The organism is Undibacterium sp. GW821-FHT07F11, from assembly GCF_059418665.1.
On sequence record NZ_JBWKQH010000009.1, the window covers coordinates 1 to 11,853 of the forward strand.

Below are 11,853 nucleotides of genomic sequence, written 5' to 3' on the forward strand. Positions count from 1 at the left end.
GTACGTGAAATGCGATAACCAGCCCTAAGCCTATAAACTTCTTCCCCGGCTCTTGCTGGCGATTTGAAAAATCCATTACTGCTCCTCCACTACCACAAGGTCAACTGTCTGACGCAAGTCAAAACAACTCAAACAAAAAAGTGATTATAAATGCTGTGTATCAATAAAAAACCATACCGATACAAAACCACTTATAAATTCATAAGCTGCAGACTCATCAAAATATAAATCGAGGTTTTTCCTAAAACTGACTTATTTAATTTTGCCTGCAACCAAAGTACCAGTTTCTACTGCCGGCATCTGCAATTGATCAAGTAATAAAAAATATGATCCATTTCCATTACCAGATTCATAGACTCACAAGTAGCGCTATCACCGATATCAGAGCAGAAAATCTACTATTACTTGCTGCAAAGCACAGCACTACAGTCATTACACATGGCTCAGATCGACTATCAATACTTCCTATGTAAAAAAGCACCAACTTACCATAGGGAAAATGTAAATTTAGCCGTCAGATTTTTTTCCGAAGGCGCATAAAACCACTTATGCTTGGAAACTGTCAAGTGCTTTAGCTGCCACTCCGTCAAAAAAACAACATGGCGCATTTTGCCAAAAAAACACCCGTAAAGGAAACCTAATTTCTTGTGCTATGCAGCATAAATAATTCCACTGCAGCTTTTTTTACACTTCATTACATTGAGAAATTTGCCCATACTGCCACTCGTCAGAATTAAATTTTTTTTGAGGCTTTTTTCAAGCATCAAACTATCTAAAGTTGCGTTGAAATACCGCACTACGATGGTGCATGGCAACATCACAATCCCCTTAATAATGCGCAATCATTGCCAAAATGCACTCAAAAAAACGAAATTGAAAAGAATTGTCACACTGCAGCAATCCAGCATGAAATAAAAATTTCTTTCCATTCCCCATCGATACGGCTCTTGCGTTATGGTTACGGCTTTTTGAAACTTAAGCGAAAGAAGCTGCCTGATAAATCGTGAGCAAAATTAATTTGCACCTGCAATATGTAAATTAATCTATTCAGATAGTGTTTCTTCCAGGATTTGGCCATTGAATCAAAGCGCTTTGCTAAGCGGGCCTGATCCATGCTTAACAGCGCGAAATAGAGCCAATTTGCGTTACCAGATGATGAGGTTTAAAAATGTTCATGCGTCACCAGGGAGTTGCTTGCATTTTCACCATGCTGCTGGCTTCATTTTCCTCGCAGATGGCTCAAGCAGCTAATCCTGCAGACCTCAATAAAATAGTCAGGCAAGCCTTTGAAGCTGCCGATGATGGCTTCGATATGGCAAAAACCCAGAACTTCTATTCTGGCTGGGTCAGTGAAGCAATCTTTGAACCCTTGCTTAGCTATGATTATCTGGCACGCCCTGCCCGCCTCTTGCCTCTTGCGGCAGAGGCAATGCCAGAAGTAACCGAGCAGGGAAAAGTTTTTACTTTCAAGATCAGACCCGGCATTTACTTCGCACCTGACCCTGCTTTCAAGGGTAAAAAACATGAACTGACCGCGCACGACTATGTTTACACTTTCAAGCGCGTGCTGGATCCAGTCAACCGCTCACCCAATGCCAGCTTTATAGAAGGCAAAATTGTTGGCCTGAATGATGTCGCTGCCAAGGCAAAAAAATCTGGCAAATTTGACTATGATGCACCGGTTGCCGGCCTGAAGGCTATTGACAAATACACGTTAAGAATAGAGCTGACAGCAACGGACTACAATTTTCTGTATGTCGTCGCCTACGGCGGTTTTGGCGCTGTAGCACGAGAAGTGATAGAGGCCTATGGCGACCAGACCGGCCTGCATCCAGTCGGCACTGGCCCGTACATGATTGAAAAGTATCTGCCCCGCAGCAAAATCGTGCTGACCGCCAATCCAGAGTACCGTGGCTACACCTGGGATTTTAAATCGACTGGCAGCGCCCGCGATGAAGAAATCGTCAAGCAAATGAAGGGCAAAAAAATGCCCCAGGTTGGCAAAGTCGATATCAGCATCATAGAAGAAGAACAATCACGCTGGCTGGCGTTTCAGGATTCGCAACTTGATATTGATAAGCTGCCGCAAAGCGCGGCAACAGCAGCACTGGACGGTATAGCACTCAAACCTGAGTTAAAAGACCAGGGCATCAAGATGGACAGAGTTACTGACGCAGGTATCACCTTCACAATTTTCAATATGCGCGACCACGTGGTCGGCGGCTACACCAAGGAAAAAATTGCCCTGCGCCGCGCCGTAGGCATGGCCTATAGCTATGAAGACGAAATCGCCCAGATGCGACTGGGGCAAGCCGTACGCTCAGAGATGATCATTCCCAAAGATATAGTCGGCTATGACCCCTCCTACCGCAGCAGTCTCGCCTACGATATCAAGCTGGCCAACAAATTACTCGATCACTTTGGCTACAAGCGTGGCCCGGATGGCTACAGAAATAATCCTGACGGCAGCCCGCTTGTCCTCAAAAAAACCGTGGAGCCAGCCGCCATCTATAAAGTGCAAGCCGAAATTTACAAGCGCGGTCTTGACAGAATCGGGCTACGTATCGAATTCCCAGTCAGTAATTTTGCGGACAATCTGAAAGCTGCCTCGGCCTGCAAGTTAAATATGTGGGGCGGTGCCTGGAATGCCGACTTCCCTGATGGTGAAAACTTCCTGCAATTGTTGTACGGCCCCAAAGCAGGCGCTGGCAACCATGCCTGTTATGAATCACCCGCCTATGATGCACTATTCCGCAAAGCGGTATCCCTGCCTCTTGGTGACGAGCGCAATAAAGTGTATGCGCAGATGAACCGTCAGGTGGAAGCTGATACACCATGGATAGTACATACCTCCCGCATTCGCAGCTGGCTATATCGCCCCTGGATCACTGGTTATAAAAAACATCCCATCTTGCATTCAGACTGGGCGTTTATTGATGTAGAAAAGCATTAAGCTGAACTCAACAGTATCAGACTGAGTCTACGCTCTATTTATTATCACCGCACAAAAATAGCAGGAGAATTTGTTAATGAAGTCCACTCATCCGTTTCAGCACAAGCTGACCAGAACAGGCATGGCGATATGCCTGGCACTTGCCGGTCTGATGTCATCTACCCTGCCCTTGCAGGCACATGCCGCCAAACCTGAATTTGCTGATCCGGAAAAAGTATTGCGCACCATCTTCCCGGTTGCTGAAACCGGCTTTGATCCCGCCGCGACCCGTGACTTATACTCTAACGCCATCAATGAGGCGATTTTTGAGCGTTTGTTTACTTATGACTACCTGGCGAGCCCGGCGAAAATTATTCCCGAAACAGCCGATGGCATGCCAGAGATTTCTGCCGATGGTAAAACCTATACTATCAAGCTGAAGAAAGGTATTTACTTCACCGCTGATGCAGCTTTCAATGGTAAAAAACGTGAACTGACGGTCGATGACTATGTGTACTCGTTCAAGCGCATCATGGACCCGAAAATCGCTTCCACCCACGTCTGGCTGCTTGAGGACAAGATCGCGGGTCTGGATCAACTGGCGGCACAGGCAAAAAAATCCGGCAAGTTTGATTATTCAGCCAAAGTACCCGGACTGGAAGTTATCGATAAATATACCTTGCGCATACACCTGACGCGCCCGGACTTTAACTTGCCCATGATATTGGCCTACACCGCCATGTCTGCCGTTGCACGCGAGGTCATAGAAAAATACCAGGATGTACAGGGTGCTGCCATGGCAAACCCGGTAGGTACTGGCCCGTTCAAACTGACTGAGTGGGTACGTGGCTCCAAAATGATACTGGATGCCAACCCTGACTTCCATACGACGATATGGGATTTCCAGGCCAGCGCTGACCCAAATGACCAGAAAATCATCGCTGCCATGAAAGGTAAGCGCATGCCGCAAATCGGGCGCGTTGTCGTCAATGTGATTTTGGAAGATCAGTCGCGCCTGCTGGCATTCCAGAAAGATGAAATTGATCTGTTCCAGTTATACGGCGGCCTGGCACCCCAGGTATTGAACGGCCCTGATTTGAAACCTGAATTTGTCAAACGCGGTATACAGATGTCGCGCATCGTCGACCCTGAGCTGACTATCTATTACTGGAATATGCAAGACCCGGTATTTGGTGGTTTGAGCAAGGAGAAAGTCGCCCTGCGCCGCGCCATGGCCATGGCACACAATGTAGAAGAAGAAATACGCATCGTCGATAATGGTCACGCGATACCGTTGCAATACCCTATTCCCCCTGGCGTAGTAGGACATGACCCCAACTACAAAAGCAGCATTCAATATAATCCCGCCGCTGCCAATGCCTTGCTGGATAAGTTCGGCTATAAAAAAGGCAAAGATGGTTATCGCACCATGCCCGATGGCAGTCCACTGGAAATTGTCCACACTGCCCAAACCGAATCACGCGGCCATTTACAGGCTGAAGTCTGGAAAAAATCCTACGACGGCATAGGCATCAGAATGCGTGCAGAATTCCGTCCCTTTGCTGAAATCCTCAAAGCTGAAAAGCAGTGCCAGTTGATGCAACGCATTTCACCATGGATAGCAGACTATCCCGATGGTGATAATTTCATGCAGCTGTTTTACGGTAAAAACATCCACATGAATAATAATGGCTGCGTCACCATCCCCGAGTACGACAAGCTGTATGAACAATCACAAAAACTGGCACCGGGGCCAGAGCGCGATCTGCTGTACCACAAGATGACACGCATCATGGAACTGTATGCAGCGCAACGCCTGGGCTATGCCCGCCATCGCATGATGCTGTCACAGCCACGTGTGATAGGTCATAAAAAACATCCCATCATGCATATAGAATGGATGCAGATAGACATTGACAAGAACAAATAGACAAAAAAATGAGCCGCAGACTAACTGAAATTTGAAAACCGAGAGACAAACATGACCGCTTATATACTGCGCCGCTTATGGCAGATGGCACCAACGATGCTGGGTGTCATCCTGCTGGTGTTTTTCCTGTTCAACTGGGTAGGTGGCGACCCGGCCTACATCCTGGCAGGCAAGATGTCGAATGCCGAACAGATTGCCAACATCCGCACCCAGTTGGGTATAGACCAGCCTTACTATGTACAGCTATGGATTTTCATCAAGCAGATCGTCACCTTCAACTTTGGCAATAGCTGGAGTACTGGTGAAGCCGTATCATCCATCATAGGCACACGTCTCGGCCCTTCGCTGACTGTCTTGATACCACTCACAATTATCGAAACCCTGATTGCAATTGCGCTGGCACTGGCAATAGCCTTCAAACGCGGCTCATTCACTGACCGTTCTGTGATGATTGCCTGTACGGTCGGCATGTCGGTCAGTATCCTGGTCTACATTATCGTTGGTCAGTATTTCTTTGCCTATAAACTGGGTATGTTCCCGGTACAGGGCTGGGGCAATCATTTTGCTGAAAACCTGTTCAAGTACTCTGCTCTGCCTATCCTGATTGCGCTGGCCGTAGGCGTGGCACCTAACCTTCGCCTGTTCCGCACCTTTGTGCTGGATGAAGTCAACCAGGATTATGTGCGCACTGCACGCGCCAAAGGCGTCAGCGAAAGCCGCGTGAAATGGGTGCACGTCTTGCGCAATGCATCGATACCTATCATCACCCACGTCATGTCCAACCTGCCAGCCTTGCTGATTGGTGCCTTCCTGATCGAGCGTTTCTTTTCTATCCCTGGCATAGGCCGTGAAGTAATACTGGCGGTGGAACGCAGTGACTTCCCCGTGATCAAAGCGATCACCGTGTATGTCGCTGCAGCGACCATGTTTTTTAATTTGTTGACCGATCTGCTGTACCAGGCGGTTGATCCACGCGTACAGTTGAAATAAGGATCATTCATGAGCACGACTATCACAAATCCAACTGTACAAACAGTTTCACCAGGGCTGTGGGCATTGGCCTGGCGGCGTTTACGCGCTGACAAGGTCGCCATGATTGCCATGGGCATCGTGGCTGCCTTTTTAATTACTCTGCTGCTGTCCGCAGCCGGTGTCATCGCCTCTGACTGGGAGCAGGAAAGCGGTGTCAGCTATGCGCCGCCTACTTTTGTGGGGGCAGATACGGGTACAGTCGCCAAAGCAGAAGCTGAAGCACCACCGCCAGAGAATCCACTCGACCCTTTGGCGGACATCATCCGTGAGTTGCGCAAGCAACCAGATGCTGACCAGGCCGTCATCGTCAATGATTACGGCATCCCTGACCCGCTGGCAAAGGAAATGGCAGAAATCCGCGCTGAGCTGGCCAAGTCCGGCAAGGCCGTCGTGGGCGAACGCCTGACTACCCTGCCCTTTGGTGCTGACAAATGGGGGCATGACATCATCAAGAAAACCATCAAGGGTGCAGAAACTTCCATCGTTGTTGGTCTGGTCGCGGCTTTCCTGGCGACCCTGCTGGGTACCATGTTTGGTGCACTGGCCGGTTACTTTGGCGGCAAAGTTGATGATTTCTTTAACTGGTTCTACAGCATCTTCACTTCCATCCCTTATCTGCTGTTGATATTGTCAGTGGCGGCTGTATTGCAGCAAAAAGGCGTGACCACCATCATCCTGATCCTGGCTTTCACTGGCTGGACCGGTCCATTCCGACTGATCCGTGCTGAATACATGAAGCACAAGGCGCGTGAATACGTGTGGGCAGCAGATGCCATCGGTGCTTCGCACTGGCGCAAGATGTTTGTGCATATTTTCCCGAATGTCAGCCATGTGGCGCTGGTTCAGGTATCTATCCTTGTTGTTGGCTTTATCAAATCCGAAGTTATCCTGAGCTTCCTGGGCTTTGGCGTGCCGGTTGGCGTCGTGTCGTGGGGCAGCATGCTCAATGAAGCACAGAATGAATTGATTTTGGGTAAATGGTGGCAACTGGTTGCCGCAACCGCAGCGATGGCCGTGCTGGTGACAGCCTTCTCATTGTTCACCGATGCCTTGCGCGATGCGCTTGACCCTAAGTTGAAATAAGGACAGATCATGAGTCAAGAAAACCCAAATCAAGCTTTGCTGAAAGTAGAAAACCTGCGTGTGTCTTTCCGCGTCAATAAAAAGGATAGCGTGGAAACCGTCAAGGGTATTTCCTTTGAAATACCACGTAATTCCACCGTTGCCCTGGTCGGTGAATCAGGCAGTGGCAAGTCAGTCAGCTCACTCGCCGTCATGGGCTTGCTGCCACCAGATACATCCAGTATTGCTGCTGACAGCAAGATCATTTTTGAAGGCCGCAGCCTGCTGGAACTCAGCATCGCTGAAAGACGCGATCTGTGCGGCAAGGAAATTTCCATGATCTTCCAGGAGCCGATGACATCGCTCAACCCGGTGTTCACCGTTGGCTTCCAGATAGGCGAAGTCTTGCGCCTGCACATGGGTATGGATGCCAAACAAGCCCGCAAGCGTTCTATAGAATTGCTGGAAGAAGTCGGCATCCCCGATCCAAAAAACAAGATCGATGCCTACCCCAGCCAGATGTCTGGCGGGCAGCAGCAAAGGGTCATGATCGCGATGGCGATTGCCTGCGAACCCAAATTGCTGATTGCTGATGAACCGACTACAGCTCTCGACGTCACCATACAAAAACAAATCATCGATCTGATTGACGCTCTGCGTATCAAGCATAAGATGTCAGTGTTGTTCATCACCCATGACCTGGCACTGGTCGGTGAAATTGCCGACCATGTCATTGTCATGCGCAATGGCGAAATCCGCGAAGCGGGTACGGTAGAACAAATCTTTGAAAGCCCGAAAGATACCTATACCCAGGCGCTATTGCACTGCCGCCCTACCCTGGATACACGACCATGGCGCCTGCCGGTGATTGCTGACTTCATGAACAATAACGGCGCTCTGGTTGATCAAAAACAGCGCCCGCGTGGCCTCAATGGCAGCGAAGAAATCGTGCTGGAAGTCAAGGATCTGGGCAAGAGCTTTTACTCCCGCGAAGGTTTCTTTGGCAAAAAAGAATTCAAGGCTGTTGAAGGTGTTTCTTTCAAACTGGCACGTGGCAAAACCCTGGGCGTCGTTGGTGAATCTGGCTCAGGCAAGACCACGGTTGGCCTGACACTGATGCGCCTGCATCAGGCGACCTCTGGCCAGGCCCTGTTTGAAGGCAAGGACATCTTGTCCATGTCGAACAAAGAATTCCATCATTACAAACGCCGCATACAAATTATTTTCCAGAATCCGTATGCATCGCTGAACCCGCGTTTTACCGTTGGGCAGATTTTGATGGAGCCCATGCACATCCATAATATTGGTGCCAATGACAGCGAGCGTTCTGCCATGGCTTATCAATTGCTGGAAAAGGTTGGCTTGCCTACTATCGCCTTCCACCGTTACCCACATGAATTTTCTGGTGGTCAACGTCAGCGCATCGCGATTGCACGCTGCCTGACGATGAAACCGGAAGTGCTGGTCTGTGATGAATCGGTATCAGCACTGGACGTATCTGTGCAGGCCCAGGTATTGAATCTGCTGCAAGACTTGCAGGAAGAATTTGGTCTGTCCTACATCTTCATTTCGCATGATCTGGCCGTGGTCAAATATATTGCCGATCAGGTCATGGTGATGAATAAAGGTAAGGTCGTTGAACTGGCGAATTCAGATGATCTGTATCTGAACCCGACTCAGGCATACACCAGGACTTTGCTGAACGCCATACCAAAAGGCTTGCAACACTAAGCTGTACCCGCGAACCGGCTGTCTGCCGGTTCGCACTCCCCTGTTTGAAAAATCCCCTTACACTTATATTTTTGACCAATCCTGCAAACACTGGCAAGATGGCATTAGCCTGCGGCGTGACGAAACAGGCACAATCTCCTGCATATCCCATATGCAGCAAATTCACTGGAGCCAGGATTGGAAGCATTAAGAAGTTTATTCAGGGAATTAATGCCCGCTGTGGATTTTTGTTCCATGCGCATCGTGGATGAGCGAAGTGAAGAATTGCTGGTCAGACAGAATGTATTGCAACCCTTGCGTAATGCACGTAGCCATGGCGCAATGCTGACTGTCATTCATGACGGTGGCTATGGCTATGCCGCAACCAGCGATTTATCCCGCAATGGATTGAATACCGCAATGCAGCATGCCTTACACTGGGCCAGACTCAGTGCCGGAAAAACAGTAACCGATTTCAGCAAAATCCAGCAAGCGACAGTAGTTGGCCAATACCAGAGTCCCCTTGCCACAATATGGCCGAGAAAAGACCTGATCGCCTTGCTGATGCAGGAATCTGCCGCATCGCATTTCAGCAACAAGATTGTGGACTGGAGTGCATCCATAGGCGTGACGCAAACCGAGCAACTATTTATCAGCAGCGCAGGTGCAGACGTACACCAACAATTTAATTACCTCATCCCTAATCTCAGCGTCACCGCCAATGAAGGACTAGAAACCCAGACCCGTAGCCTGGGTGGACAATACAATGGTTTTTGCCGCCAGGGCGGCATGGAAGTTTTGCAGCAATCCGGTTTTCATGGCGCAGGCAAACGCGTTGCAGAGGAAGCATTGGCACTATTGCATGCAGCCAACTGCCCCAGTGGCCGCATGGATTTGCTGCTAATGCCAGAACAGATGATGCTGCAAATTCATGAATCCATAGGTCACCCGCTGGAACTGGACCGCATCTTGGGTGACGAGCGCAATTTCGCTGGCACCAGCTTTGTCACGCCCGACATGTTCGGTCATTTCCAGTATGGTTCTGAATTACTCAATGTCACCTATGACCCCAGCCGCGCAGAGCAATTTGCCAGCTTTGGCTGGGATGATGATGGCAGTACCGCAGAAAAAACCTGGATCATCAAAAACGGCATACTGGAAAAACCTTTGGGCAGCGCGCTTTCCCAGGCTCGCGCTGGCATGGCAGGTGTCGCCAATTCACGCGCCTGCGACTGGAACCGCCCGGCCATAGACCGCATGGCCAACCTGAATATCGAAGCAGGCAGTAGCAGTCTGGATGAAATGATAGCCAGCGTCGAGTATGGCGTACTGATGAACACCAATGTGTCCTGGTCCATCGACGACTCCCGCAATAAATTCCAGTTCGGCTGTGAATTTGGACAAATGATACGCAATGGCAAATTGCAGGAGCTGGTCAAGAATCCCAATTATCGCGGTATATCAGAAAGCTTCTGGCGTTCGCTGAAAATGGTGGGGGATGCATCCACCCTGGCTGTCATGGGTACCCCCTTCTGTGGCAAAGGTGAGCCCTCCCAGGTGATACGCGTGGGTCACGCTTCACCTGCCTGCCTGTTCGATCAGGTGGAAGTATTTGGAGGCGAAGCCTGATGCAAGATTATTTTTTATCTCTGGCAGCACACATAGAAACGCAACTGGCAGCAAATGAAACCAGCACCACCTGGTTGTCGGCAGAATCCAGCGATTTCGTGCGCTTTAATCACAGTGCCATACGCCAGCCTGGCCATGTCTTACAACTGATACTGAACCTGCAATTGATACAGGGGCAAACCCATGCTGCAATGAGCTTCAATCTCAGCGGCAACAAGGAAATGGATTTACCCACAATCAATGCCGCGATTGAAGATTTGCGTGCGCAACTACCAGATTTGCCAGCAGATCCGCACCTCATGCTTGCCACTGACGTTAACAACAGCATACAAATCCTGCCTTCTTCCCTGCCACCAATAGCCAGCATGCTGGAACAGATACTGGCTGCTGCAAAAGATGTGGACATGGTGGGCTTGCTGACCACAGGTACGCAATATCGCGGCTTTGCCAACTCTTATGGTCAGCGCAACTGGTATGAAACCAGCAATGTCAATTTTGACTGGAGCTTGTTTCATTCAACAGACAAGGCTGTCAAATCCAACTACGCAGGCTTCAATTGGGATGAGGTTGAATTCCTGAAGAAATTTGCCGATGCCCGCGAAAAGCTGGCCTTGCTGGCGCGACCACCTGTCACCGTTGCGGCAGGCAATTACCGGGCTTATCTGAGCCCAACGGCATTGAATGAATTGATCATGATGCTGAACTGGGGCGGTCTGTCCGAAAAGTCTTTGCGCACCCGACATAGCTGTCTGCGTCGCTTGCAATCAGGCGAAGCCAGCATGCATGCCATGGTGGATATTACGGAAGACAGCCGTGCAGGCCTTGAACCAGGCTTCCAGGCACAAGGCTATCTCAAGCCTGACGTCATACCCCTGATACAAGCTGGCAAGCTAAGTGGCAGCATGATTTCACCGCGTAGCGCCAAGGAGTTTGGTTTGATGGCCAACGGTGCACCGGAGGATGAGTCAGCAAAATCCCTGATCATGCGCGCAGGTACGCTGGCAAATGCCGACATACTTAAAGAACTGGGTACGGGTATCTATATCTCCAATCTCTGGTACCTGAATTTTTCTGATCGTGCTACCTGTCGCATCACCGGCATGACACGCTTTGCCAGTTTTTGGGTAGAACATGGCGAGATAATCGCCCCCTTGAATGTCATGCGCTTTGATGATTCCCTGTTCAGGATATTGGGTGAAAACTTGCTGGCACTAAGCCAGGAAACCGAAGTCATCATGGATGACCGCTCTTATGGTGAACGGCATACGGGTGGTGCGGTGTTACCTGGAGCGCTATTGAAGGAAATGCGCTTCGTCCTTTAGCATGGCAATATGCAGCATTTTGGGGTCATGAAAAGCGATGTTGCAACGCATTCATGCAAAATACTGCATTTTTCCATATAGTCTCTATGATGATAAGTACACATCATCTTTAGCGCAGATAAGCATTAGCGAACTTAGCATTTGCCCGTTTCGGTGAGAGCAACTACAATTCCGACCTGTTGCGGAAAAGGCTGCAATTTAAGCATTCCACATCAGGAACAAAATCTGGTGTAGAA

General features: G+C 49.4%; 7 protein-coding genes. All 7 read left to right on the forward strand.

The window, feature by feature from the left end:
- The first annotated feature begins 1,168 nt into the window (after positions 1–1,168).
- Complete coding sequence (locus AC07OI_RS21365) at positions 1,169–2,953, forward strand: ABC transporter substrate-binding protein (protein ID WP_495258641.1); 1,785 nt, start codon at positions 1,169–1,171, stop codon at positions 2,951–2,953.
- Positions 2,954–3,029: 76 nt separating this feature from the next.
- Positions 3,030–4,862 (forward strand): ABC transporter substrate-binding protein, encoded by a 1,833-nt coding sequence (locus AC07OI_RS21370; protein ID WP_495258642.1) that lies wholly within the window; start codon positions 3,030–3,032, stop codon positions 4,860–4,862.
- Positions 4,863–4,913: 51 nt separating this feature from the next.
- Entirely contained in the window at positions 4,914–5,852 is a 939-nt protein-coding gene (locus AC07OI_RS21375; RefSeq protein WP_423008417.1) for an ABC transporter permease, read from the forward strand.
- Positions 5,853–5,861: 9 nt separating this feature from the next.
- The gene (locus AC07OI_RS21380; RefSeq protein WP_495258643.1) at positions 5,862–6,977 is read left to right on the forward strand and encodes an ABC transporter permease; all 1,116 of its coding nucleotides are present in this window, start codon (positions 5,862–5,864) and stop codon (positions 6,975–6,977) included.
- Positions 6,978–6,986: 9 nt separating this feature from the next.
- A complete protein-coding gene (locus tag AC07OI_RS21385; protein ID WP_492708778.1) occupies positions 6,987–8,687 on the forward strand; it encodes an ABC transporter ATP-binding protein in 1,701 nt (566 codons plus the stop codon).
- Between the two features lie 234 nt (positions 8,688–8,921).
- Positions 8,922–10,295: a TldD/PmbA family protein gene (locus AC07OI_RS21390; RefSeq protein WP_495258644.1), complete on the forward strand. Its 1,374-nt coding sequence runs from the start codon at positions 8,922–8,924 to the stop codon at positions 10,293–10,295.
- Positions 10,295–11,617, forward strand: coding sequence for a metallopeptidase TldD-related protein (locus tag AC07OI_RS21395; protein ID WP_495258645.1), 1,323 nt, complete (start codon positions 10,295–10,297; stop codon positions 11,615–11,617). The genes AC07OI_RS21390 and AC07OI_RS21395 overlap by 1 nt, the downstream gene beginning before the upstream one ends.
- The last annotated feature ends 236 nt before the right edge of the window (positions 11,618–11,853 follow it).

Coding starts and splice junctions, on each gene's coding strand:
- AC07OI_RS21370 (WP_495258642.1), top strand. CDS start 3,030: ATGAAGTCCACTCATCCGTTTCAGCACAAGCTGACCAGAACAGGCATG.
- AC07OI_RS21395 (WP_495258645.1), top strand. CDS start 10,295: ATGCAAGATTATTTTTTATCTCTGGCAGCACACATAGAAACGCAACTG.
- AC07OI_RS21365 (WP_495258641.1), top strand. CDS start 1,169: ATGTTCATGCGTCACCAGGGAGTTGCTTGCATTTTCACCATGCTGCTG.
- AC07OI_RS21390 (WP_495258644.1), top strand. CDS start 8,922: ATGCGCATCGTGGATGAGCGAAGTGAAGAATTGCTGGTCAGACAGAAT.
- AC07OI_RS21385 (WP_492708778.1), top strand. CDS start 6,987: ATGAGTCAAGAAAACCCAAATCAAGCTTTGCTGAAAGTAGAAAACCTG.
- AC07OI_RS21375 (WP_423008417.1), top strand. CDS start 4,914: ATGACCGCTTATATACTGCGCCGCTTATGGCAGATGGCACCAACGATG.
- AC07OI_RS21380 (WP_495258643.1), top strand. CDS start 5,862: ATGAGCACGACTATCACAAATCCAACTGTACAAACAGTTTCACCAGGG.